Annotated in this window: 13 protein-coding genes; 10 read left to right on the top strand and 3 right to left on the bottom strand. The window is 73.3% G+C overall.

Features of this window, described 5'->3' with window-relative positions; genetic code table 11:
- The first annotated feature begins 31 nt into the window (after positions 1–31).
- The 10 genes from ACFWFZ_RS10635 to ACFWFZ_RS10590 all read left to right on the top strand — a co-directional run bounded on the left by ACFWFZ_RS10635 (position 32) and on the right by ACFWFZ_RS10590 (position 23,383).
- On the top strand, positions 32–922 hold the full coding sequence (locus tag ACFWFZ_RS10635; protein ID WP_387119618.1) for a TauD/TfdA dioxygenase family protein: 891 nt from the start codon (positions 32–34) through the stop codon (positions 920–922).
- 41 nt (positions 923–963) lie between these two features.
- Complete coding sequence (locus ACFWFZ_RS10630) at positions 964–2,163, top strand: cytochrome P450 (RefSeq protein ID WP_387119615.1); 1,200 nt, start codon at positions 964–966, stop codon at positions 2,161–2,163.
- A 20-nt stretch (positions 2,164–2,183) separates the two neighbouring features.
- Positions 2,184–3,422, top strand: a complete 1,239-nt coding sequence (locus tag ACFWFZ_RS10625) for a cytochrome P450 (RefSeq protein WP_387119612.1) — start codon at positions 2,184–2,186, stop codon at positions 3,420–3,422.
- Positions 3,423–3,443: 21 nt separating this feature from the next.
- Positions 3,444–4,043 (top strand): FcoT family thioesterase, encoded by a 600-nt coding sequence (locus tag ACFWFZ_RS10620; protein ID WP_387119609.1) that lies wholly within the window; start codon positions 3,444–3,446, stop codon positions 4,041–4,043.
- A complete protein-coding gene (locus ACFWFZ_RS10615) occupies positions 4,040–4,435 on the top strand; it encodes an acyl carrier protein (RefSeq protein WP_387119605.1) in 396 nt (131 codons plus the stop codon). Before ACFWFZ_RS10620 ends, ACFWFZ_RS10615 begins: the two co-directional genes overlap by 4 nt.
- A gap of 53 nt (positions 4,436–4,488) precedes the next feature.
- Positions 4,489–10,941: an SDR family NAD(P)-dependent oxidoreductase gene (locus tag ACFWFZ_RS10610; protein ID WP_387119602.1), complete on the top strand. Its 6,453-nt coding sequence runs from the start codon at positions 4,489–4,491 to the stop codon at positions 10,939–10,941.
- A gap of 4 nt (positions 10,942–10,945) precedes the next feature.
- The gene (locus ACFWFZ_RS10605) at positions 10,946–12,397 is read left to right on the top strand and encodes a polyketide synthase (RefSeq protein WP_387119598.1); all 1,452 of its coding nucleotides are present in this window, start codon (positions 10,946–10,948) and stop codon (positions 12,395–12,397) included.
- Positions 12,398–12,414: 17 nt separating this feature from the next.
- Entirely contained in the window at positions 12,415–13,986 is a 1,572-nt protein-coding gene (locus tag ACFWFZ_RS10600; RefSeq protein ID WP_387119595.1) for a long-chain-fatty-acid--CoA ligase, read from the top strand.
- Positions 13,987–14,059: 73 nt separating this feature from the next.
- The gene (locus ACFWFZ_RS10595; RefSeq protein ID WP_387119592.1) at positions 14,060–14,899 is read left to right on the top strand and encodes an alpha/beta fold hydrolase; all 840 of its coding nucleotides are present in this window, start codon (positions 14,060–14,062) and stop codon (positions 14,897–14,899) included.
- Positions 14,900–14,974: 75 nt separating this feature from the next.
- Positions 14,975–23,383 carry a type I polyketide synthase gene (locus ACFWFZ_RS10590; protein ID WP_387119589.1) on the top strand — a complete coding sequence of 2,803 codons (8,409 nt, stop codon included), beginning with the start codon at positions 14,975–14,977 and terminating at the stop codon, positions 23,381–23,383.
- Positions 23,384–23,476: 93 nt separating this feature from the next.
- Here the strand turns inward: ACFWFZ_RS10590 and ACFWFZ_RS10585 are convergent, their stop codons facing one another.
- The 3 genes from ACFWFZ_RS10585 to ACFWFZ_RS10575 form a co-directional block, all read right to left on the bottom strand.
- On the bottom strand, positions 23,477–24,253 hold the full coding sequence (locus tag ACFWFZ_RS10585) for a thioesterase II family protein (RefSeq protein WP_387119586.1): 777 nt from the start codon (positions 24,251–24,253) through the stop codon (positions 23,477–23,479).
- Complete coding sequence (locus ACFWFZ_RS10580) at positions 24,250–25,188, bottom strand: beta-ketoacyl-ACP synthase III (RefSeq protein WP_387119583.1); 939 nt, start codon at positions 25,186–25,188, stop codon at positions 24,250–24,252. The genes ACFWFZ_RS10585 and ACFWFZ_RS10580 overlap by 4 nt, the downstream gene beginning before the upstream one ends.
- Before the next feature lie 80 nt (positions 25,189–25,268).
- Positions 25,269–26,069: a BTAD domain-containing putative transcriptional regulator gene (locus tag ACFWFZ_RS10575; RefSeq protein WP_387119580.1), complete on the bottom strand. Its 801-nt coding sequence runs from the start codon at positions 26,067–26,069 to the stop codon at positions 25,269–25,271.
- Positions 26,070–26,421 lie beyond the last annotated feature (352 nt).

The following is a 26,421-nucleotide window of genomic DNA, read 5'->3' as shown; positions in this document are numbered from 1 at the left end:
GAGTGCGACCTGACCACCGAGAGAGGTTCTCGTGAAGATTCTCCGCCAGGAAGACAAGAAGTTCGGCGTAACCGTCGAGGAATTCGATCTCGCCACCGCCACGGCAGCGGATTTCGAGGAGATCAAGAACCGCGTCTACAACGACAAGATCGTCGTGCTGCGAAACCAGCACCTGTCCTCCCCGGAGTTCGCCGAACTCGGCCGCCGCCTCGGCACCGTGGAGACGTACTACGAGCCGATGTACCAGCACCCGGAGGTCTCCGAGATCTTCGTGTCGTCGAATGTGGCGAGCGCGGACGGCACCCAGGTCGGCGTCCCGAAGACCGGCAAGTTCTGGCACGCGGACTACCAGTTCATGCCGAACCCCTTCGGGCTGACCCTCATCTACCCGCAGGTCGTCCCCAAGCAGAACCGCGGCACCTATTTCATCGACATGGGCCGCGCCTACGAGGGCCTGTCCGACGAGCTGAAGCGCGCCGTCGAGGGCACCCGCGCGGTGCAGAACGTCAGCCGCTACTTCAAGATCCGCCCCGAGGACGTCTACCGCCCCGTCGGCGAGCTGGTCGACGAGATCCAGGCGAAGACTCCCCCGTCGCCGCACCCGACCGCCTTCAAGCACCCCGCCACCGGCGAGACCGTCCTCTACATCAGCGAGGGCTTCACCACCGGCCTGCTGGACGCGGACGGCAACGCGCTGGACAAGTCCCTGCTGACGGCCCTCCTGGAGTCCAGCGGCCAGCTCGACGACACCTTCGAGCACGAGAACATCCACCTGCAGACCTTCGAGCAGGGCGATCTCCTCGTCTGGGACAACCGCAGCCTCGTCCACCGGGCCCTGCACACCACCACTGCGGAGCCGGCCGTCTCGCACCGCGTCACGGTGTACGACCAGTACCCGTTCTACGACGGCATCGGCGCCTGATCCCCCACACGTCTGCACCCACCCCGAACAACGAGGTAGCCATGACCATCGGATGTCCCGTCACCGGTCACAAGGACCCCTTCGACGAGGAGTTCTTCGCGGACCCCTACCCGGTGTACGCGCAGATGCACGAGGAAGCGCCCGTGCACCGGGTGCGCCTGCCCGAGGGAACGCTCGTCTGGCTCGTCACCAAGTACGAGGAGGCCAGCGAGGCGCTCAAGGACCGCCGTCTGGTCCGCAACCGCCGCTACGCCGGCGAGGACTACGAGAACGAGATCCTGCCGGAGATCGTGCGGTCCGGGAACCTCCACATGGAGGACGGCCCCCTGCACACCCGCCTGCGGCGGTTCATGAACTTCGCCTTCACCCCGAAGCGCATCGCCGCCATGGAGCCCCGCATCCACGAGGTGACCGCCACCCTGCTGGACCGCATCGAGGCGGACGGCGGCGGCGACATCATGGACCTGCTCGCCGCCCCCCTGCCCATCACGATGACCAGCGACATCCTCGGTGTCCCGGAGGACCAGCGCAGCAGCTTCCGCGAGTGGAGCGACACGCTGCTCGGCGGTGAGCCGGTGGCCGCCAAGCAGGCCGCGGTCAGCCTGCTCGGCTTCGTCACGGAGCTCATCGCGAACAAGCGCGAGAACCTCACGGACGACCTCATCTCGTACTGGATCACCGCCGAGGACACCGACGGGCAGCCGCTGACCGATCAGGAAATGATCGGCATGACGTTCTTCCTCCTACTCGGCGGCTACGACACCACCGTCGGCCAGATCGGCGCGTCCACCCTCGCCCTGCTCAACAACCCGGACAAGGCCGCGCTGATGCGCGACAACCCGGAGATCATCCCGGACGCCGTCGAGGAGCTGATGCGCTGGGACGGCTCCACGCACAGCGGCATCCGCCGCTTCGCCGCCGAGGACATGAACATCGGCGGTGTGGACATCGCCAAGGGCGACTGCGTGCTCATCTCGCTCGGCGCGGCCAACCGCTGCCCGGTGCGCTTCGAGGACCCCGAGGTCATGGACTTCGGGCGCGAGGACAACTGGCAGCTGGCCTTCGGCCGCGGCCCGCACCACTGCCCCGGCAAGGAGCTGGCCCGCAAGGAGCTCCAGATCGCGCTGGGCGAACTCGTACGCCGTTTTCCGAACATGCGCCTCACCAAGCCCGAGGAGGAGGTCGTCTGGCGGCCCTCCTACATCATCCGGGTCCCCCAGTCCCTGCACGTCACGGTCTGATGCACAGCGAGGAGACGAAGTTGGAGCGCAGTCAGGGCCTGGCGGAGGACACCGTGCAGGTCGAAGCCGCCCGATGCCCCGTAGGGCCGCTCGGCACACCGTTCGACGCCCAGTTCTTCGCCGATCCCTACGCCACGTACCGCCGGCTGCACACCGAGGGTCCGGTGCACCACATCAGGACTCCGGACGGCGTGGAGGCCTGGCTTGTCACCCGCTTCGCCGAGGTCCGCCAGGGGCTCGGGGACCACCGGCTCGTACGCCACGTGCGGCACGCCAAGGACACCTACCACCGGTTCCCGCTGCCGGTGGAGTTCACCAAGTCGCTCGTACGGGAGGACCCGCCCGAGCACACCCGCCTGCGCCGCTTCATGAACATGGCGTTCGCGCCCAAGCGGGTCCGGCTGCTGCGGCCGCGGATCGTCGAGGTCGCCGAACGCCTCATCGACGAGCTCGGCGAGCACGGCGAGACCGAGCTGATGGCCTCGTACGCCGCCGCGCTGCCGATCGAGATCATCGCGGACATGCTCGACATCGCCCAGGAGGACCGGGCGGGCTTCCGGCGCTGGGCCGACGTGATCCTCGGCATCGACCCGGAGGAGATGCGCGAGGGCGGGATCGGGATGCTGAAGGTCCTCACGGACCTGATCGAGCGCAAGCGCGCGCAGCCCGGCGACGACATCTGGACCGAGTGGATCGAGGGCAAGGACGACCAGGGCGGCAGCCTCGACCAGCACGAACTCATCGGCATGGGCTTCATGGTCCTGCTGGGCGGCTACGACCCCACCGCGGGCGTCATCGGCTGCGCCATCCACACGCTCCTGCAGGACCCCGCCCTCGCGGAGCGGCTGCGCAAGGAGCCGGAGCTCATGGCGGACGCCGTCGAGGAGTTCCTGCGGATGTTCGGTTCGAACCACACCGCGGCCCGGCGGTTCGCCGCCGAGGACGTCGAGATCGGGGGCGTCACCATCCCCGCCGGCGACACCGTGCTGCTCTCCCTCGGCGCCGCCGACCGCGACGCCCTGCAGTTCGACGAGCCCGACACGTTCGACATCGCGCGGAACAACAACCGGCACGTGGCCTTCGGTTTCGGCCCGCACTACTGCCCCGGTACCGAGCTCGCGCGCATCCAGATCGCGGTCGCACTCGAAGTGGTCCTGCGTCGCCTGCCGGATCTGAAGCTCACGATCCCGGCCGAGGACGTCCGGCTCCGGCCGGCCTACTTCATCCGTTCGCCCGTCGCACTGCCCGTCTCCTACTGAGTGCCGGTTCTGGAGAGACACGTGACGCAGACAAGGACTCCACCGGCCGGGTCCCGCCCCGACCGGCTCGACACCGACACCGAGCTGCTGGCGCAGGTGCTCAGGCCCTACCGGGAGCACTGCCAGTACCTGAAGTCGTGCGAGGTGGCGGGCGGGACCGGGGACGGGGGTGCGGACGGGCCGCTGACGGCGCGCTGCACGTTCGAGATCCCGGAGTCGTGCTACATCGACGACACCGGGCACTTCAACTCGGTGGAATTCAACATCTGTTACAACCAGATGCTGTACTACGTCATCGCGAAGTCGGTGCAGGACGGGCTCCTGGAGTCCTTCGCGCACTGGTCCATGGAGGACTACTGGCAGCGCCAGCTGGCCGACTTCCTCATCACCGACTTCCGCAGCACCTTCAAGCGGGCCATGCGCGGCCGCCACTTCTCCGGCGAGATCCAGATCCTGGACGTCGTGGAGTGGGAGGGCAGCGACCTCCGCGAGCCGCTGCTCGTCGTCCACACCGCCTGCCGGTACTGGGACGCGAGCGGCGGCAACTGCCACGGCGAAGTGAAGATCGCCATCACCCATCCGACGACTGCGACGACTGCGACGACTGCGGTGCAACCATGACCATCGACCCCCGTGCTGCCGACCGCTTCCGGCGGCTCCCCCGGTCGGAGTGGCGGACGGAGCTGGAGGCCCTCGTGGTCCAGGAATTCCGTACGGCCCTGCTGATGACCGGCGACGAGACCGTTCCGCTCGACCAGAACTACTTCGACCTGGGCCTGACCTCGCTGCGCGCCACCGAGATCAAGCAGCGGCTGGAGGCCGCTCTCGCCGTCACGATCGACACGTCCGTGCTCTTCGGCAGCCCGACGGTCGACCGGCTCCTGGACCACCTGCTCACGCAGCCCCTGGACGGCACGCCCGCGCCCGGCCCGGCGGCCCCCGCCGCGCCCGCCGCACCCGACCTGCGCAAGTCCCTGGTCGACGATCTGCTGAGCGACCTCTACCAGGCCTGACCACGTCTCTCCGGCAGGGCCCCCGCGGCCCTGCCGGATCTGGAGGAAAGACCGTGCCCAACACGCCCGCCCGTGAGCAGGATGAGCTGGAGGCGTCCCGTGAGGCACTCCGGCAGCACAAGCAGCTCCTCAAGGAGCTGATGCTGGAGAAGTACGAGCCCATCGCCATCGTCGGGGCCGGAATCCGCTTCCCGGGCGGCAACGACACCCCCGAGGGCTTCACCGAGTTCCTGCGCGCCGGCGGTGTCGGGACCGGCCCCATCCCCGAATCCCGCTGGAACGTCGCGGAGTTCGCCTCCGGGGGTGAGAACGCCAAGGGCAGGATCCTGCCGCACAGCGGCGGCTTCCTGGACGGCATCGACCGGTTCGACCCCCGCTTCTTCAACATCTCTCCCAAGGAGGCCCAGTACATCGACCCGCAGCAGCGGCTCGTACTGGAGACCGCCTGGGAGGCGCTGGAGCACGCCAACATCGACCCGACCGGCCTGCGCGGCGGCAACGGCGGCGTCTACGTCGGCATCAGTTGCGTCGACTACACCATCGAGATCGACGACCTCGCCTACGACGAGCTGGACGCCAACGTCGGCACCGGTACGGCCCACAGCGTCGCGGCCGGCCGCATCTCCTACTTCCTCGGCATGCGCGGCCCGAGCATGGCCATCGACACCGCCTGCTCCTCCTCGCTGGTCGCCCTGCACCTCGCGGTCGAGGGGCTGCGGCGCGGCGAGTGCGAGATCGCGCTGTGCGGCGGCGTCAACGCCATCCACCACCCGCGCAACCACATCGTCTTCTCCCAGGCGGGCATGCTCTCGCCCGACGGGATGTGCAAGACCTTCGACGACTCGGCCGACGGCTACAGCCGCGCCGAGGGCTGCGGCATGGTCGTCCTCAAGCGGCTGTCCGACGCCCTGCGCGACGGCGACCGGGTGATCGCCCTGGTCCGCGGCACGGCCGTGCGCCAGGACGGCGAGAGCGGCGGCCTGACCGTCCCCAACGGCTCCGCGCAGGAGCAGGTGATGCGGGCCGCGCTGGCCGCGGCGATGCTGGAACCCGGCGACGTCTCCTACGTCGAGGCGCACGGCACCGGAACCTCCCTCGGCGACCCCATCGAGATGGGCGCCATCAACGGGGTCTTCTCCCGGTCCCACACCGCGGACGCGCCGCTCGTCGTCGGCTCCCTCAAGAGCAACATCGGCCACATGGAGGCCGCCGCCGGTATCGGCGGTGTCGTCAAGGCCGCGCTCCAGCTGCAGAACGGCGAGATCTACCCGCACCTGCACGTGGACAAGCCCTCGTCGCACATCCCCTGGGCGGACATGCCCGTCGAGGTGCCGAACGAGGGCCGCGCCTGGGCGGCGCCGGTCCGCCGCGCCCTGATCAACTCCTTCGGCTTCCAGGGCACCATCGCCTCCGCCGTGCTGGAGCAGCCGCCCGCACCCGCCGGGCAGGCGCACCCCGACCAGGACCCTCCGGAGGCCGCGGGGCATGTCTTCACCCTCTCCGCCAAGGGCGAGAAGGCCCTGGCCCTCCAGACGCGCGCCTACCGCGCCTTCCTCGCCGAGAACCCGGACGCCGACCTCGCGGACCTCTGCTACACCGGCAATGTCGGCCGCGCCCACTTCGGCACCCGCCTGACCGGTGTCGTCCGGGACCGCGCCGAGCTGGAGGCGCTCCTGGACAAGACCCCCGCGGCCGCCTCCGACCTGCGCAAGGTCGCGCTGCTCTTCACCGGGCAGGGCTCCCAGTACCCGGGAATGGGCCGCGCGCTCTACGACGCGTACCCGGTGTTCCGTGAGCACCTGGACGCCTGCGACCAGCTGTTCGCGCAAGGCCTCGGCCGGTCGGTGAAGGACCTCGTCCTGGGCACCGCCGCGGACGCCGAGGTGATCCACGAGACCCGCTACACCCAGCCGGCGCTGTTCGCCCTGGAGTACGCCACCGCGAAGCTCTGGCTGAGCTGGGGCATCGAACCGAGCGTCCTGATCGGCCACAGCATCGGCGAGGTCGTCGCCGCCGCGATCGGCGGGCTGTTCTCGCTGCAGGACGCCGTGCGGCTGGTCGCCGCCCGCGCCCGGCTGATGCAGTCGGTGACCGCCCCCGGCGGCATGGTCGCCGTGACGGCGCCCGCCGAGGAGGTGGCGCCGCTGCTGGAGGCCTACGCGGACGTCTCCTTCGCCGCGTTCAACGCCCCCGGCCAGTGCGTGATCTCGGGCGGCACCGCCTCCCTCGCCGAAATCACCGACGCGCTCACCGCCCGCGAGGTGAAGACGAAGGCGCTGCCGGTCTCGCACGCCTTCCACTCGCCGCTGATGCACGAGGTGTTCGACGCGTTCCGCGAGGTCGTCGCCACGATCGACTTCCGGGTGCCCGAGCTGACCCTGGTCTCCAACCTGACCGGCCAGGTCGCCGACCCGGCCGAGCTGGCCACCCCCGAGTACTGGGTGCGCCACATCGGCGAACCGGTCGACTTCGCCGCGGGCATGGCCACCATCGGCGCTCGCGGCCGCCACGTCTTCATCGAGGTCGGGCCCGCCGCGACGCTGCTGGGCCTGGGCCGGCGCATCCTCGACGCCCGCGACCACGTGTGGGTGGCGAGCACCGGCGCCGAGGACACCGCCGGCTCCACGGCCCGCAAGGCTCTCACCGACGTCTACGCCGCGGGCCTGCACGTCGACTGGGCCGGCTACCACGCGGGCCGCCCGCACCGCCGCGTCCCGCTGCCGCGCACGGTCTTCGACCGCAAGCGCTACTGGCTTCCGATCAACGGCGTCCGGCACTCCAAGGAGCTGGTGGCCGACGCCTCGCGCGTCCACCACCCGCTGCTCGGCCAGGAGATCACCGACACGGCGGGCCGGGAGCGGGGCGTGCGCGAGTTCGCCGCGACCATCGCCCCCGACCGCCCGGCCCAGCTCGCCGACCACGTGGTCATGGGCCAGGTGGTGTTCCCCGGCGCGGGCTACGTCGAGATCCTGCTGGCGCTCCAGGACGCCGTGTACGGCGAGACGGGCCGGCCGCTGGAGGGTGTGGACATCCTCGAACCGCTGATCCTCACCGAGGATCAGCCCACCGAGGTCCGCACCCGCCTGACGGAACTGCCGGACGGCGGCGCCGAGGTAGAGATCGTCAGCCGGGTCGACGGCTCCGGCCGGGCCATCGAGCGCCGGCACGCCGTCGCCCGGATCGCCGCCGGCTGGACCCTGCTGCCCGAGCTGGAGCAGGCCGCGGCCGAACTGTCCGCACGGGCCGCCGCCGACACCGGCGCGCCGGCTGCGGCTCCGCGCCGCGCGGACGACCTGTACGCCGACTTCGCCGACCTCGGCCTGGAGTACGGCCCCGAGTTCCGCCGCATCGAGCTGCTGGCCCGCGAGGGCGACGGCGTGGCCGTCGCGCACCTGCTCGGCCGGCCGGCCGGCGCGGTGGAGCACATGCCTCCGTCCGTCCTCGACAACGTCATCCAGTCCCTCGCGGCCGTCCTCGACAACGGCCACACCTACCTCCCGGTCGCCTTCGGCACCTTCCAGCTGCTGAAGAAGCCCAAGCAGGGCGCCCTGCGCAGCCTGGCGCGGATCACCAGCGAGGAGAACGCCGACGGCGAACTCACCGCCGACCTGCTGCTGCTGGAGGGCGACCGGCCGCTGTTCGTCGTCCGCGACCTGGGCTTCAAGCGGGTGGCCAACACCGCCGGCGGGCCCCGCCGCAGGTTCTTCCACACTCCGCGCTGGACCAAGCGCTCACTCGTGCGGCGCGGCACCGACGGCGCCCGCCGGATCCTGGTCGTCGGCCGGGACGAGGCCGACCTCGCCGGGGCGGTCCCCGAGCTCGCGGCGGCGGACGCCGCCCTGGCCTTCGCCCCCGACGCCGCCTCGGCGGCCCGCGCGGCCGAGGCCCTGACGGGCCGGCCCACCGACGTGGCCTGGTTCTGGCGTGCCCAGCCGGGCCCGGTCACCGAGGAGCGGCTGCGTGCCGAGTCCGAGGCCAACTACCGGGACCTGCTGGCGCTGCTGGCCTCGCTGGAGCAGCAGGGCTTCGGCCGCGAGCAGAGGCTGTGGCTGGTCACCGAGGGCGCTCAGCGGCTGCCGGGCGACGTGCCCGCGCCGGGTGCCGGAGCCGTGCCCGCATCCTCCCTGTGGGGCTTCGGCCTGTCCCTGTGGAGCGAGTACCCGACGTACAAGGTCACCCTGGTCGACCTGCCGGACGGCGGCGACGCACGGTCGCTGGCCGACGAGTGGCTGGCCGCGGAGGCCGAGGAGTTCCAGATCGGCTACCGGGCGGGCAACCGCCACGTGCGCCGGCTGCGCCCCGTGGAGCCGGCCGCGGCCGACGACGAGAACTTCGAGCTCACCGTGACCCAGTACGGCGAGTTCGCCGACATCAAGCCGGTGCCGCTGGCCGACGTCACCCCCCAGGGGGACGAGGTGCAGGTCCAGGTGCACGCCGCGGGCCTCAACTTCAAGGACGTCCTCAACGCGCTCGGCCTGCTCAAGCAGCACGCCGAGGACACCGGGGTGCCGTACCAGCGGCTGCCCCTCGGTTTCGAGGGCTCCGGCACGGTCCTCGCGGCCGGCCCGGACGCCGAGTTCGCCCCGGGCGACGAGGTCGTCCTCAGCCACCTCGGGTGCATGAAGCGCCGGGTGACGGTGCCGTCGGCCATGGCGGTGCGCAAGCCCGCCAACGTCGGCTTCGCCGAGGCGGCCGGCCTGGCCACCGCGTACGTGACCGCGTACTACGCCCTGCACGACCTGGCCGGCATCAAGGCCGGCGACACGGTGCTGGTGCACGCCGCCGCGGGCGGGGTGGGGCAGGCCGCGGTGCAGCTGGCGAAGCTCGCCGGGGCCGAGGTCATCGCCACGGCCAGCCCGCGCAAGCAGGCCCTGCTGCACGCCCAGGGCGTCGAGCACGTCCTGAACTCCCGCTCCCCGCAGTTCGCCGACCGGATCCTGGAGATCACCGGCGGCGCGGGCGTCGACATCGTCCTCAACAGCCTGAACAAGGAGTACATCGCCGAGGGCATGCGGGCGCTGGGCCGGGGCGGGCGCTTCGTGGAGCTCGGCAAGATCGGCATCTGGTCGGCGGAGCAGGCACACGAGGCGCGTCCGGACGTGGCGTACCACAACTTCGACCTCAGTGAGTTCCCCGAGCACGAGCTGCGCTCGGTGAACAAGCAGATCCTGGAGACCGTCGCCGGGCTGCTGGAGCGCGAGGAGATCCGGCCCATCCCGACGACCTCGTACTCCCTGGAGGAGATCGAGGAGGCGTTCGGGGTCCTCAGCCGGGGTGCGAACATCGGCAAGCTCGTCCTCGACCTCACCGCGTCGGGCGACCGCCCGGCCCGGCCCGTGGAGATCGCCGCGGACCGCACGTACCTGATCACGGGCGGTCTGGGCGCCATCGGCACCGTCACGGCCGAACGCCTGGTCGCCCTGGGCGCCCGGCACATCGGGCTGGTCAGCCGGCGGGCGGTGTCCGCCGAGCGGACCGCGGCCATCGCGGCCGGCCTCGGCGAGGGGGTCTCGGTGACCGCCTACCAGGGCGACATCGCCCGCACCGAGGACGTGCTCCGCATCGCCGAGGACCTCAAGGCGTCCGGCAGGCCGCTGGCGGGCGTCTTCCACGGCGCGGGCGTCCTGGCCGACATGCCGATCTCGGCGATGGACTGGGAGAGCATCGAGAAGGTCTTCGAGGCGAAGGTGTTCGGCACCTGGCAGCTCGACCAGGTCCTGCGGACCTTCCCCGAGGAGCCGTTCCTGGTGGGCTACTCCTCGGTGGCCTCGGTGCTGGGACCGGTGGCACAGGGCAACTACGCGGCGGGCAACGCCTTCATCGACACGGTGATGCAGTGGCGCTCCGCGGCGGGCCTGCCGGGCCTGAGCATCGGCTGGGGGCCGTGGGCCGAGGTGGGCATGGCCGCGAACCTCAGCGCCGAGCTGATCCGCGGCATCGAGGGCCAGGGCATGCGGTTCCTCAAGCCGACGGACGGCGCTCGGTGCCTGTTCAAGGCGCTGGGCGGCAGCGAGTCGCACGTCACCGTCGGCGAGTTCGACTGGGACCGGTACGCGTCCGGGCGTCCGGCGGCGAGCGCGCTCTACCGCGAGGTGGCGCGGGCGTCGGCCGCGGCGGTGCGCAAGGTCGACCTGGAGGCGCTGCGGGCCCTGCCCCGGGCCGAGCGCCGGGCCACGGTCAACGAGCTGATCCGGGAACGGATCGCCGTGCTCCTCCACTTCGAGGGCGCGGACGACGTCCCGGCGGACGCGAAGTTCACCGAGCTGGGACTCGACTCCCTGGTGGCCGTCGAGCTGAAGAACGCCCTGGAGGCCGGCTTCCAGGTGCCGCTGCCGACGTCGATCGTGTTCGACTACCCGTCGATCCTGCTGCTGGCCGAGTACCTGGACCAGGAGATCGCCCCGCCGGCCGCCGACGAGGGGGCCGCGGGCCGGGCGCCGAAGGACGTCCGGGAGCTGTCCGAGGAGGACGCCGACGCCGAACTCGCCGACCTGATGGATCTGTGACGCGGTGAAGGAGTACATCGAGTCCCTGTCGGGGCTCTCCCACAAGCAGCTGGTCCTGCTGCTGGCACGGCAGCGGCTGCGCGAGAGCGAGGGCATCGCCGTCACCGGCCTCGCCTGCCGCCTGCCGGGCGGCCTGGACAGCCCCCGGCAGTACTGGGAGGCGCTGCGGGACGGCCGGGTGGTGGCCGGTGGCGGCGGGATACCCGTCGACTCCACCGGCCGCCCCCGGTGGAACACGGCCGCACCCGACCTGGCGCCCCTGGCCGGGCTGCTCGGCCAGGGCTCCTACCTGGCGGACATCGACCTCTTCGACGCCGAGCGCTTCGGCATCGGCGAGGAGGAGGCGTCCTTCATGGACCCCCAGCAGCGACTGCTGCTGACGGTGGCCGCCGAGGCGCTCCAGGACGCGGGAGCGGCGCCCGGCACCGACGCCCGGGTCGGGGTGTTCGCCGGGGTGAGCACCGTCGAGTACAACTACGCCTGTCTGCGCAACGGGGTCGGACCCGAGGGCCTCTCCCCGTACATGGGCACCGGTGGCGCGCTGAGCGCCGCCGCGGCCCGCGTCGCCACCGGGCTGCGGCTGGGCGGGCCGGTGCTCACGGTCGACACGGCCTGCTCCTCGGCGCTGACCGCGCTGCACCTGGCCTCGCACGCGCTGCGGGCCCGCGAGTGCGACCTCGCCGTCGTCGGCGCCTGCCACCTGCTGCTGGCGCCGTTCACCACGGCCGTGTTCGCGCAGGCGGGCATGGTCTCGCCGACGGGCCGCAGCCGGCCCTTCGACGCGGCGGCCGACGGGCACGTGCGCGGCGAGGGCTGCGGGGTGCTGGTGCTCAAGCGGCAGTCCGACGCCAAGGCGGACGGGGACACCCCGTACGCCGTGGTCCGCGGCAGCGGCATCCACCAGCACGGCGACCGGCCCGCCATGGCCGCGGCGTCCGCGCTGGGCCAGCGGCGGGTCATCGCGGACACGCTGCGCTCCGCCGGGATCGACCCGCACGAGGTGGGCTACGTCGAGGCGCAGGCCAACGGCTCCAAGCTGGGCGGGGTCATCGAGGCGGAGACCCTCGCCGGCGTCTACGGCCGGGACTCGGCAAACGCCCCCGAGCTGCTCGTCGGCTCGGCCAAGGGCACCCTCGGCTACCTGGAGACGGCGTCCGGCGCGGCCGGCCTGATCAAGGCCGTGCTGGCGCTGAACCACCGCACGGTCCCGGTGCAGCCCGGCTTCGACGTCCCGGACCCGGCGATCCCGTGGCAGCGCATGGCACTGCGCGTGCCGACGGCCTCGCAGCCGTGGCCGGACGCGCCACGGCGGCTGGCCGGGGTGAGTGCGTTCGGCTTCACCGGAACCAACGCGCACGTCCTGATGGAGGGCGTGGACGGGCCCCCGCGGCAGGCGCCCGGACCGGCGCCCGTACGCGGCCGGCGGTACTGGCCGGAGGGCAACCAGTGGACTTGAGGAGCGAGGAGCCGGACATGTACCACCCGCAGTTGCAGACCCTGGACCGCACGGTGGCCTTCCACGCCGCCGAACGCCCCGACCGGACGGCCGTGGTCTGCGAGGGCCGGGAGGTCGGCTACGGGGAGCTGCACCGGCGCAGCAACCGGACGGCGCGCGCGCTGCACGCGGCCGGGGCGGTGCGCGGCTCCCGGGTGGCGTACCTGGGCAAGGAGTCGGAGCACTACTACGACATCCTCTTCGGCTGCGCGAAGGCCGGCACGGTCCTGGTCCCCGTCAACTGGCGGCTGACGGCCTCCGAGGTGGACCACATCCTGCGGGACTCGGGGACCGGGCTGCTCTTCGTCGAGGACGAGTTCCTCGACGTCGCGCACAAGGCGGCCGCCGGACTGCCCTCGCAGGTGCGGATCGTCGCCCTCGACGGCCCGGCGGGCCGCGGCAGCGGCTTCACCGCCTGGCAGGCGGGCCATTCGGACGCCGACCCGGAGACGTCCGCCGCCCCCGACGACCCGATCGCCCAGATCTACACGAGCGGCACCACGGGCCTGCCCAAGGGCGTGGTGCTCGCGCACCGCAGCTTCTTCAAGGTGCGCGACGCCCTCGCGTCCGAGGATCTGCGGTGGATCGACTGGCGGGCGGAGGACGTCAGCCTCATCGGCATCCCCGGCTTCCACATCGGCGGCCTCTGGTGGGCCACGCAGGGCTTCAACGCGGGGGTCACCAATGTCGCCATGCGGATGTTCGTCAGCGGCGAGGCGGTGCGGCTGATCCGCGAGCACGGGGTCAGCACCACCTGCCTGGTCCCGGCGATGCTCCAGATGATGCTGGCCGAACCGGGCGCGGGCAGCGCCGACTTCGCGACCCTTCGCAAGATCGTCTACGGCGGTTCGCCCATCTCCGAGAGCCTGCTCCAGGAGTGCCTGGAGAGGATCGGCTGCGAGTTCGCGCAGATCTACGGGCTCACCGAGACCGGGAACACCGCGGTCTGCCTGCCGCCGCACGAGCACGTGGCCGGCGGGGCCCGGCTGAAGGCCGCGGGGCGGCCCTACCCGGGCTTCGAGGCCAAGGTGATCGACCGGGCGGGCCGGGTGCTGCCCACGGGCGCGATCGGCGAGGTGTGCCTGCGCACGCCGTCGCGGATGCTCTCGTACTGGGGGCTGCCCGAGGCCACCGCGGACACCCTCGTGGACGGCTGGATCCACACCGGGGACGCCGGCTATCTCGACGACGGCGGCTACGTGTTCATCTGCGACCGGATCAAGGACACGATCATCGTGGCCGGCGAGAACGTGTATCCGGCCGAGATCGAGAACGCGCTCGCCCGGCACGAGGCCGTGGTGGAGGCGGCCGTCGTGGGCGTCCCGGACGAGCGCTGGGGCGAGGCCATCCACGCGTTCGTCGTGGTCAGGCCCGGTCACGAGGTCAGTCCGCGGCAGCTCGTGCTCTCGCTCAAGGGCACGATCGCCGACTTCAAGATTCCGTCCGGTTTCGAGTTCATCCAGACCCTCCCGCGCAATCCGAGTGGAAAGATCCTCCGGCGGGAACTGCGTGACCGCTTCTGGCAGGACCGGGAGCGCCAGGTCAACTGAGCTCCCCGGGCGCCGCGTCGGCGCCTGTTCCCCCCACTTCCCGTCCCGACCAAGCGAGAAAGCAGGCAACCGGATGGCTTCCCTCAGCACCATACGCAACGTCATCAACGCCATGTCGTACGTCTCCGTCAAGGCGGCCGGAGCGCCGGCCTGGAAGCTGTTCCTCGGCGCGCCGCCCCGCACCCCGGTCCGGCCCGAGCAGCGGGAGGTCCACGACCGCGCGGAGCAGGAGACCCTCACGGTCGGCGGACGCGAGATCCGCACGTACCGCTGGGGCAGCGGCGAGAAGCCCGTCCTGCTGGTGCACGGCGTGAGCGGGCGGGCCGCGAACTTCGCCGGCTTCGTCCAGGGCATCGAGGCCCTCGGCCTGACCGCCGTCGCCTACGACGCCCCCGGCCACGGCGCGTCGGCCGGTTCGACCTGCACCATCCTCGAACACGGCGCGGTCATGCGGGCGGTGCAGGAGCGGTACGGCGACTTCCACGCGGTCGTCGGGCACTCCTTCGGCGGCACCTCCGCCTACCTGGCGGCCCGCGGCGGCCTCGTCACCGAGCGGCTCGTGTCCATCTCCTCCGTGGCGGACTTCGGCTCGCTCCCGGAGACCTTCTGCGGGCAGCTCGGCCTGCGCCCGGCCCTCGCCGGCGAACTGCGGCGGCGCAGCGAGCTGCACTTCGCCCCCGAGCGGGACATCTGGAACCGCTTCTCCGCCGACCACCGGCCGGAGGAGGTCACGGCGCGGATCCTCGTCGTCCACGACGAGAACGACCGCGAGGTCGGCGTCGACCAGGGCCGCCGGCTGGCCGCGAGCTACGGCGACCGGGCGGAGCTGCTGATCACACGCAAGCTGGGCCACCGCCGGATCCTGGGCGACCCCGAGGTCATCGGCAGGGTCCTGGACTTCCTCAAGGACTGAACCGGCGGGCGGCGGCACACGCGGCGGGCCGGCGGGCGGAACAGACGAGCGCGGACGAGCGGACGAGAGAGAGCGATGAGCAGCAAGCCTGGGACCACAGCCGGCCACCCGGAGCGGCATGCGCCGGCCGAACCGATCGCCGTGATCGCCATGGCCTGCCGCCTGCCGGGCGCGGCCGGGCCGCGGGACCTCTGGCGCCTCCTGCGGGACGGGGCGAGCGGCGTCAAGGACGTCCCCGCCGACCGCTGGGACGCCGAGGAGTTCTACGACGGGGACGCGCGGCGGCCGGGCCGTGTGAACACGCGGCGCGGCGGCTTCCTCGACGACGTCGCCGGCTTCGACGCGGAGTTCTTCGGCATCTCCCCGCTGGAGGCCGAGGCGTTGGACCCGCAGCAGCGGCTGGTGCTGGAGCTGGGCTGGGAGGCCTTCGAGAACGCCGGCCTGCGCCCCTCGGAGGTCCGCGGCAGCGCCGCGGGCGTCTTCGTCGGCGCCATCGCAGCCGACTACGAGGCGCTGCTCGCGCAGCAGGGCCCGGAGGCGATCGGCCCGTACGCCTTCACCGGTCTGCAGCGGGCGCTCGTCGCCAACCGCCTCTCCCACACCTTCGGCCTGACCGGCCCCAGCATGACGGTGGACACCGGCCAGTCCTCCTCCCTGGTCGCCGTCCACCTGGCCTGCGAGAGCCTGCGCCGCGGCGAGTCCGAGCTCGCGCTCGCCGGCGGCGTGCACCTCAACCTGATCCCCGAGAGCGCCGTGCGCGCCTCGCAGTTCGGGGTGCTCTCCCCGGACGGCGAGTGCTACACCTTCGACGCCCGCGCCAACGGTTTCGTACGCGGCGAGGGCGCCGCCGTCGTCCTGCTCAAGCCGCTGGACCGGGCGCTCGCCGACGAGGACGAGATCGTCTGCGTCATCCACGGCAGCGCGGTCAACAACGACGGACGCGGCGAGGGACTCGGCGTGCCGAACCCCGACGCGCAGGGCGGCGTCATCCGCGCCGCCCTGCGCCAGGCGGGCGTCGCGGCCCGCGACATCGGCTACGTCGAGCTCCACGGCACCGGCACCCCGCGCGGCGACCGGCTGGAGGCCGAGGCGCTCGGCGGTGTGTTCGCGGCCGGCCGTGAGGCCGTCGGCCCGCTGCGGGTCGGCTCGGTCAAGACGAACATCGGCCACCTGGAAGGGGCGGCGGGCATCGCCGGGCTGCTCAAGGCGGCTCTCAGCGTCCGGCACGGAGAGATCCCCCGCAGCCGCAACTTCGAGCGGCCGAGCGACCTCGTACCCCTGGACCGGCTGGGGCTCACCGTCCAGCGGGAGCACGGCGCGTGGCCCGGCGGGAGCCGCCCCCGGCTGGCCGGGGTCAGCTCGTTCGGTGTCGGCGGCACCAACTGCCACGTGGTCATCGGCCAGGCACCGCCGCGACCCGCGGCCGCCCCGGCCCGCGAGAGCGCCGCGGGCGCCGTCGTGCCGTGGGTGCTCTCCGCCCGCAGCACCGCCGCGCTGCGCGACCAGGCCCGGGCGCTCGGCGAGCGCTTCGCCGCCGACCTGGGCCTGACCCCCGCCGACGTGTCCTACGCGCTGGCCGCGACCCGCGACCGGATGGAACACCAGGCCGTGCTCGTGGCGGGCGCGAGGGAGGAGTTCCTGACCGGGCTGGAGGCCCTCGCGCAGGGCCGCCCCGCGCCGGGTCTCTTCCGCGGGCGGGTCCGCCGCCCGGCCCGTACGGTCTTCGTCTTCCCCGGCCAGGGCTCGCAGTGGGAGGGCATGGCGCTGGACCTGCTGGAGACCTCGGAGGTCTTCCGGGCCTCCATCGAGCAGTGCGCCGGGGCCCTCGCGCCGTACACCGACTGGTCGTTGACGGAGGTCCTGCGGGGCACGCCGGGGTCGCCCGGCCTGGACCGGGTGGACGTGGTCCAGCCCGTGCTGTTCTCGGTGATGGTGTCGCTGGCCGCCCTGTGGCGCGCGCACGGCGTGGAGCCGGACGCGGTGGTCGGCCACTCGCAGGGCGAGATCGCCGCCGCCTGCGTGTCGGGGGCGCTCTCGCTGGAGGACGCCGCCCGCGTCGTCGCCCTGCGCAGCCGGGCCATCGTCCGCCTCGCGGGCACCGGCGGCATGATGTCGGTGGCCCTGTCCCCGCAGGAGCTGGAGCCGCTGCTCGCCCGGCACCCGGGCGAGCTGGCCCTTGCCGTGGTCAACGGCCCCTCGTCGGCCGTGGCCGGGGGATCCCCGGGGGCGCTCGCCGCCCTGCGTAGGGCCTGCGAGGACGGCGGCGTCCGCACGCACACCCTCCCGGTCGACTACGCCTCGCACTCCCCGCAGGTCGAGGCCATCGCCGACGAGGTGCGCACGGCCCTGAGCGGCATCCGGCCCCGCGAGGCCCGCGTCCCCTACTGCTCCAGCACCACCGGGGAGTTCCTCGACACCCGCGCGCTCGACGGCGGTTACTGGTACCGCAACCTGCGCGACACCGTGCGCTTCGACCGCTCCGCACAGACCCTGCTCGACGCCGGCTTCGACCTGTTCGTCGAAGTCAGCCCGCACGCCGTACTGGCCGCCGGGCTCGCCGACACTCTGGAGTCGCGCCCGGCCGGAGCCGGGGCCGGCGTCGGCGCCGACGTCCATGTGGTGGGCACGCTCGCCCGCGACGAGGGCGGCCTGGACCGCTTCCTGCTGTCCCTGGCCGAGGCCCACGCGGGCGGCGCCGCGGCGGACCTGGCCGAGGTGGCCCGGGCCGCCGGGGGCCGCCGGGTCCCGCTGCCCACCTACCCCTTCCAGCGGCGCCGGCACTGGCTGCGTACGCGGCCCCGCACCGCGACCGCGGTACCCGCCGGGCCGGCCGACCCGGTCGGGCCGGCGCCCGCTGCGGCACCGGCCGCCGACGTGACCGGCGCGGACCCGCTGGACCTCGTACTCGGCCACGCGGCCGCGCTGCTCGGGTACGCGGACCCGGCGGACGTCGACCCGCACGGGGCCTTCCGCGACCTCGGCTTCAACTCCCTGACCCTGGTGCAGCTGAGGCGCCGCCTCGCCGAGGCCACCGGCCTGCGGCTGCCCGCCACCCTGTTCTTCGACTTCCCCACACCCGACGCCACGGCGCGGCGGCTGCGGGAGCTGGACGGCGGCCGCGCGCACGGCCCCGCGGGCGAGCCCGCCGCACCGGCCGCCGCCGGGGCGCCGACGGACGCGGACGCACCGGCGGACCTCGACGCCCGGGAGGACGGCGACCCCGTCGTCATCGTGTCGATGGCCTGCCGCTACCCCGGCGGGGTCGGCTCCCCCGACGACCTCTGGCGGCTCGTCACCGAGGGCGGCGACGCCATGTCGGAGTTCCCCGCCGACCGCGGCTGGGACCTGGACGCCCTCCACGACCCCGATCCCGCCCGCCCGGGCACCACGTACGCCCGCCGGGCCGGCTTCCTCTCCGACGCGGCCCGCTTCGACGCGACCCTGTTCGGGATCAGCCCGCGCGAGGCCCTCGCGATGGACCCGCAGCAGCGGATCATGCTCGAACTGGCCTGGGAGGCCTTCGAGCGGGCGGGTATCGACCCGCGGTCCGTCCGCGGCCACCGCACCGGCGTGTTCGTCGGCGCGATGCCCTCCGGCTACGGCCCCCCGCTGCACGAGGCCCCCCGGAACGCCGAGGGCCACCTGCTGACGGGCTCCGCGCCCAGCGTCATATCCGGCCGGATCAGCTACGTCCTGGGCCTCCAGGGGCCCGCGCTGACCGTGGACACCGCCTGCTCGTCCTCCCTGGTCTCCCTGCACCTGGCCGCGCAGGCCGTCGAGCGCGGCGAATGCGACGCGGCGCTCGCCGGCGGCGTCACCGTCATGGCCAACCCGGGCATGTTCACCGAGTTCAGCCGCCAGCGCGGACTGGCCGCCGACGGCCTGTGCAAGGCGTACTCCGCGGACGCCGACGGCACCGGCTGGAGCGAGGGCGCCGGCCTGCTGCTGCTGGAACGGCTCTCCGACGCGCGCCGGCACGGACACCCGGTCCTCGCGGTCGTCAAGGGCACCGCCACCAACCAGGACGGCGCCAGCAACGGGCTGACCGCCCCGCACGGCCCCTCCCAGGAGCGGGTCATCCGCGCGGCCCTCGGCGCCGCCGGGCTCGCCCCGCACGAGGTGGACGCGGTCGAGGGCCACGGTACGGGCACCGTGCTCGGCGACCCGATCGAGGCCGCGGCGCTGCTGGCCACCTACGGCCGGGACCGGCCGGGCGACTCCCCTCTGTGGCTGGGCTCCCTCAAGTCCAACATCGGCCACACCCAGGCGGCGGCCGGGGTCGGCGGGGTGATCAAGACCGTCCTCGCGATGCGCCACGGCCTGCTGCCGCGCACCCTGCACGCCGAGTCCCCCTCACCGCACATCGACTGGTCGTCGGGCGCCGTACGGCTGTTGCAGGAGCACCGGCCCTGGCCGGCGGCCGGCGCCCCGCGCCGGGCCGCCGTCTCCTCCTTCGGCATCAGCGGCACCAACGCGCACGTGGTCGTCGAGGAGCCGCCCGCCCCGGTGCCCGCGGCCGAACCGCCGGCCGCCCCGGTGCCGGCCGGCGGACTCCTCGCCTGGCCGCTGTCGGCCGCCGACGAGGACGCGCTGCGCGAGAGCGCGGCCCGGCTGCGCGACGCGGTGTCCGGCGGGCAGCCGCCCGCACCGGCCGACATCGCCCACTCCCTGGCCACCGGCCGCGCCGCCCTGGCGCACCGCGCGGTCGTCCTGGCCACCGGCCACGAGGAGTTCACGGCGGCGCTGACGGCCCTCGCGGACGGCACGGCGGCCACGTCCGTCCACCGGGGGACCGCCGCCTCCGCACCCGGCCGGCTCGCCTTCCTCTTCACCGGGCAGGGCAGCCAGCGCCCCGGCATGGGCCGCGAGCTGTACGAGGCGTTCCCGGTGTTCGCCCGCGCGCTGGACGAGGTGTGCGGACACCTCGACGGCCTGCTCGAAGGACCGCTGCGCACCGTCATGTTCGCCCCGGAGGGCACCGCCGGGGCCGCGCTGCTGGACCGTACGCAGTGGACGCAGCCGGCGCTGTTCGCCTTCGAGGTCGCGCTCTTCCGGCTGGTCGAGGCATGGGGCCTGCGCCCCGACCGGCTGCTCGGGCACTCCGTCGGCGAGCTCGCCGCCGCCCATGTGGCGGGTGTGCTGTCGCTCCCCGACGCCTGTGCGCTGGTCGCGGCCCGGGCCCGGCTGATGGGAGAGCTGCCGGAGGGCGGCGCCATGGCCGCGCTGCACGCGCCCGAGGACGAGGTGCTCGGCCTGCTCGCCGGGCACGAGGACGTCGCGGGCATCGCCGCCGTCAACGGCCCCCGCTCGGTCGTGGTGTCCGGGGACGAGGACGTCGTACGGGAGATCCTGGACCGCTGCAGGGAGTCGGGCCGGCGCGGCAAGCTCCTCAACGTCAGCCACGCCTTCCACTCGCCGCTCATGGAGCCGATGCTGGAGCGGTTCGCCGCCGTCGCCCGATCGGTGACCTACCACCCGCCGCGGATCCCCGTCGTGTCGCACCGCACCGGGCGGCCGGTGTCCGCCGCCGAGCTGTGCACCGCCGACTACTGGGTGGAGCACGTCCGCCTGCCGGTGCGCTTCCTCGACGGGATGACCGCGCTCGCCGGGGACGGCGTACGGGCCTGCCTGGAACTGGGTCCCGACGGCGTGCTCGGCGCCATGGCCCGCGCGTGCCTGGCCGAGCCGGGGGCGACCGTACTGGCCGCGGCGGCCCGGCGGGGACGGCCGGAGCCGGCCACGCTGCTCGGCGCCCTCGCCGAACTGCACGTGCGCGGCACCACGGTGGCCTGGGACCGGGTCCTGGCCGGACGCGGGGCGCGCCGGGTGGACCTGCCGGCCTATCCCTTCCGCGGCTCCGCGTACTGGCTGCCGCTGCCCGGTCCGGCCGGCGGCGGCCTGGCCGCGGCGGGCATCGGGGCGAGCGGCCACCCGCTGCTCGGCGCGGAGATCGAACTGCCCGCCCAGGACGGCCTGTTGTTCACCTCGCGACTGTCGACGGAGAGCCACCCGTGGCTCGCCGACCACGTCGTGCAGGGCACGGCCTTGGTACCCGGGACCGCCTTCGTCGAGATCGCCCTGCAGGCCGGGGCCGCCGTCGGGGCCGCGGGGATCGCCGAACTGGTGCTGCGGCGCCCGCTCGCGCTGAGCCCGGGCACCGCGGTGGACCTGCGCTGCCAGGTCGGGGCCCCCGGCCCGGACGGCACGCGCACCGTCACGGTGCACTCCCGTCCGGCCGGCGCGGACCGCGGGGAGCCGTGGACCGAGCACGCCGGCGGCCTGCTGCAGGCTCCGGCGGCGCAGGACGAGCCGGCACCCGCCGCCGCGCCGGTGGATGCGGCCGGGGGGCACGGGCACGGGCTCCCGGACGGCACGTACGAGCGGCTGGCCGGCCTGGGGTTCGCGTACGGGCCGGGCTTCCGGGGGTTGCGGTCGATGGGGCGCACCGGCGGAGCGCTGTGGGCCGAGGTGGCCCTGCCCGAAGGGCAGCGGCCCGCGGCGACCGCCTTCGCGGCGCACCCCGCGCTGCTGGACGCCGCGCTCCACCCCTTCCTGGTGGACTGCCTCGACTCGGGCGGCCGGGACGTCCTGCTGCCCTTCGTGTGGCGCGGTGTCCGGGTGCACAGCCCCGGAGCCGGCGCCGCCCGGGTGCGGCTGGAGTCGGGGCCTGGCGCGGGCACGTTCGCGCTGGAGCTGACGGACGGCGGGGGGCGGCCGGTCCTGACAGCGGAGTCCGTCGTGTTCCGGTCCCGCCCGGCCGGGGACGACCCGGCCGCGGGCCTGCTCGTACTCGACTGGTCGCCGGCGCCGGCGAAGGAGTCGGGGACGGAGTCGGCGCCCGCGGCGGGCAGCGGGCGCTGGGCGGTGCTGGGGTCCGACAGCCTGGGGCTGGCCACGGCGTTCAAGGCGCGGGACGTCGCGGTGACCACGTTCGTGGACCTGCTCGCCCTGGACGGGGGCCTGGGCGCGGCGCGGGAGGTCCCGGACGTCGTGTTCGTCACGGCCCGCGGCGAGGCCCCGGACACCGCGGACGCGACCCGCTCCGCCGCCCAGCGCACCCTGCTGCTGCTCCAGGAGTGGCTGACCGACACCCGGATCGGCGACAGCAGGCTGGTCTTCGTCACCTCCGGCGCCGTCGCCGCGACGGCCGCGGACGAGGTCTGCGATCTGGCCGGCGCGGCCCTGTGGGGGCTGGTGCGCAGCGCGCAGACCGAACACCCCGGCCGGTTCGTCCTGGTCGACGTGGCAGCGGACGAGGACGTCGACGCGCGGGCCCTGGCCTCGGTCGTGGCCTCCGGCGCACCGCAGTCCGCGATCCGGGCGGGCGCCGTACTGCACCCGGCCCTCACCCGGGCCGTCACCGGCGGCGACGGCGGCGGTCTGAAGCCGGCCGCGACCGCGTGGGGCGCGCCCGGCACGGTGCTGGTCACCGGTGGCACCGGCGCCCTCGGCGCCCTGCTGGCGGAGCACCTGGTGCGCCGTCACGGGGTACGCGACCTGCTGCTGCTCAGTCGGAGCGGGCCGCGGGCCCCGGGTGCCGGGCGGCTCGTCGCCGCCCTGGCGGAGCTGGGGGCGTCGGCCACCGTCGTGGCGTGCGACGCCTCCGACGCCGGGGCGCTGGCCGCCGTACTGGCGGACGTACCGGCCGACCGGCCGCTGACGGCCGTGGTGCACGCGGCGGGGATCACCGACGACTCGACGATCGCGGGGCTCACCCCGCGCCGGCTGGAGCGGGTGCTGGCGGCCAAGGCCGCGGCGGCGCTGAACCTGCACCGCCTGACGGAGGGTGCGCCACTGCGGGCGTTCGTGATGTTCTCCTCCGTCATGGGTCTGCTGGGCGGCGCCGGACAGGCCAACTATGCGGCTGCCAACGCCCAGTTGGACGCGCTCGCCCTGCACCGGCGGGACCTCGGCCTGCCGGGCCTGTCCCTGGCCTGGGGGCTGTGGGGCGGCGCGGGGATGGGCGGCCGGCTCGGGGCGGCGGACCTGGCCCGTATGGCTCGGACGGGCCTGGCGCCGCTCTCGGCGGAGCAGGGCCTGGAACTGTTCGACGCGGCCTGCGCGGGCGACGCGGCGGTCGTCGCACCGGTCGCCCTGGCACCCGGCGCGCTGCGCGGTGACGGGCGTCGGCTGCCGGCGCTGCTGCGGGGCCTCGCCCTGAGCGGCGAGGCGGCCCCGGCCGGGGCCTCGGGGGTGGATTCCGCGCGGGAGGCGCTGCGCGGGCTGCCGCCGGCGGAGCGGCGGGCGGAACTCGTCGAGATCGTGCGCCGCCGGGTCGCCGAGGTACTGGGGCACGCCGGTGCGGAGGCGGTCGCCGCGGACCGCGACTTCTGGGAGCTGGGCCTGGATTCGCTGACCGCGCTGGAGCTGACCGGCAGGCTCGCTTCCGAGGCCGGGGTGCGGCTGGGCGCGACGGCGGCCTTCGACCACCCGACGGCCGTGGCCCTGGCCGCCCACCTGGGCGCCGAGATGGACGGGGCATGACGGGCGGGGCATCACGGACGGGGTGACGGACGGGGCATGCGGGACCGGCCGCAGCCGTGGGGGTGTCCCCCGGCGGCGGCCGGTGCCGGCCGGTCAGTGCGCGAGGGCCTCGCGCAGGGTGTCCACGACCGCGCCGCGGTGTTCGTCGGCGAGGAGGAAGAAGTGGTCGCCGTCGAAGCGGCGGACCCGGCAGGGGCCGGTGGTGTGGTCGGCCCAGCCGTCCAGCGGTTCGTGCGGGACCAGCGGATCGGCCGTGCCGCCCAGGACGTGCAGGGGCACGTCGAGGCGTATGTCCTCGAACCCCGAGGCCGCTTCCCGGCTGAGGTCGATGTCGGCGCGCAGGACGCGGGTGACGTGGGCGAGCATGTCCGGGTCCTGCATGACCCACTCGGGGGTGCCACCACCGTCGCGCAGCAGCCGGACGGCGTCCTCCTCGCTGCTGGTGGCGTGCGCCCGGCGCGTGGTCCGGCCGGGTACCTGGCCGCTGACGACGGCGGCACGGCAGTGCGGGCCGAGGAGGTGCGCGGCGCGGGTGGCGAGGAGCGCCCCGAGGCTGTGGCCGAAGACCACGGTGGGCAGCGGGTCCCGGCCGAGCACCTCGTCGGTGACGGAGTCGAGGACCTCGTCGAGGCGGCAGCCGGGGGTCTCGCCGAAGCGGCGCTCCCTCCCGGGCAGCGACAGCCCGAGCACTTCGACGTCGTCGGGGAGCGGTTCGACGAGGGGGAAGAGGGTGTTGGGGCCGGCGCCGGAGTGCGGGAACACCAGCAGGCGCAGCCGGGGCGCGACCGCCGCCCCCTGGAGCCGCAGCAGCGGCCACCAGGGGGCGGTGGAGGAGGACTTCACCGTGGTCACGTCGTCCTTCCCGGTCACGGGCAGTGGATGATCTGGCCGGCGTAGGACAGTCCGCCGCCGAACGCGAAGAGCAGTACGGGCGACCCCTTCTCGATCTCACCGCGCTCTACGAGCTTGGAGAGCGCCAGCGGGATGCTGGCGGCGGAGGTGTTGCCGGAGTCCACGACGTCCTTGGCGATCACGGCGTTGACCGCGCCGATCTTGCGGGCCAGCGGTTCGATGATCCGCAGGTTGGCCTGGTGCAGGACGACGCCGCCGAGGTCCTCGGGCTTGACCCCGGCCCGCTCGCACACCTGGAGCGCGACCTTCGGCAGGGCGGTGGTGGCCCAGCGGTACACCGACTGCCCCTCCTGGGAGAAGGTGTGGGACGGCGCCTCGATGCGCACGGCGTGCCCCATCTCGGGTACGGAGCCCCACACGACCGGGCTGATGAGGGACTCCTCGGAGGCGACGACGACGGCCGCTCCGGCTCCGTCGCCGATGAGCACGCAGGTGGTGCGGTCGGTCCAGTCGGCGAAGTCCGTGAGCTTCTCCACGCCGATCACCAGGGCCTTGGTGGCGGAGCCGGTCCGGATGCTCTGGTCCGCCAGCGCCATTGCGTGTGGAAATCCAGAACAAGCCGTGTTCACGTCAATGGCAGCCGGAGCCTTCGCGCCGACAGCCGCGGCGACGCGGGCCGCCATGTTGGGAGAGCGGTCCTGCGCCGTACAGGTGGCGACGATGACGAAATCTATGTCCGCTCCGGTGAGGCCCGCATTCGCCAGAGCGTTTGCAGCGGCCTTTGCTGCCATGTCCGAAACCGACTCGTCCTCGGCCGCCACCCGGCGGGTCTTGATCCCGACCCGGCTCTGAATCCACTCGTCGCTGGTCTCGACCATTTGCTCCAGATCGGCGTTGGTCAAAATCTTTGACGGCTGATAGTGCCCGAAGGAAAGCACGCGGGACCCGACCATCAGTGATTCTCCTCGTTCCATGGACCCTGACCCGGATCCGGATTGACCCACGGTCACCCTATGCAGCGGGCCGACCGCGCTCACGCGGCGCTCACGCCCACCAGCTGATCCGCGCCACAGTCGTCCAGGGACGGGGCATGGGTCAAGATCGCGTGCTGAAGGCGCTGCAGGCGGGGGGCGGGCTCGATGCCGTGGTCCTCGACGAGGTTCCGCCTGACCCTGCTGTACGTCGCCAGCGCCTCGGCGGTCCGCCCGCTGCGATAGAGCGCCACCATCAGGTAGGCGAAAAGGTTCTCCCACGTCGACCGGTCATCCAGCAGCGCGTATATCTCGCCCACGAGCGCCTTGTGGTTTCCGAGTTCGAGTTCGAGCTCGAAACGCTGCTCGTGCGCGAAGGAGCGGCGCTCGTCGAGCCGGCGGCCGAGGGATTCGAATGCCGGAATGCCGCGCAGATCCTCCAGGGCCTGCCCGCGCCACAAGGAAATGGCCTGCTCGAATGTTTTCGAAGCCTTTTCCCGTGCACCTTCCCGGCGGAATTCCCGGGCCATTCCGAGCAGCCGGTCGAATTCATAGACGTCGAGATCGCACCCGACGAGACGGAGCTTGTATCCGGGCGGCTGCGTGGTGATGAGTGCGGCCGCGTCGAGATCGAGGCTCTGGAGGTGCTTGCGCAGCTTGGACACGTAGACGTGCAGGGCGGTGGAGGCGGTCTGCGGTGGAGCGCCCGACCACAGGGCCTCGATGAGCCGGCCGGAGGACACGGCCTCGCCGTGGTGGGCACAGAGATAGGCCAGCAGGGAGCGGAGCTTGAGCGCTCTCGGCGAAACCTGAATCCCGTCCTCTGTCTCTATCTCAACCGGTCCGAGCACTTGGAACTTCACGGTATTCCCCCTGGTAGACCTCTGCGCCACGAAGGGGATGCGAACAACCGGCCTGCACCGTGCAGCCCCCCTCCGCACCCCTAGATCTTTCATGGGGTACCTAGATCGAGTCAAGCGGCTCAACTCTCTTCTGAGCAACCCTTGAGGTGTCGAGATGGAATCTCCGCATTACGAACGCTCCACACGAATCGGCCACATCTCACACCCATCCGGGATGACCCGGTTCCGTTTCTTCGTCACCCCTGAACGGCTATTTCTCGCCACCAGAACACAGCCTTTCAAGCCAAATACAAACGGCTCGAAAGCGACCTGCGACGGGCGCCGAAACCCGCACGTACCGGACGTCCGGCGC

It is taken from the genome of Streptomyces sp. NPDC060232, assembly GCF_042726555.1.
GTDB lineage: Bacteria > Actinomycetota > Actinomycetes > Streptomycetales > Streptomycetaceae > Streptomyces.
This window is presented reverse-complemented; position numbering and strand designations above follow the sequence as displayed.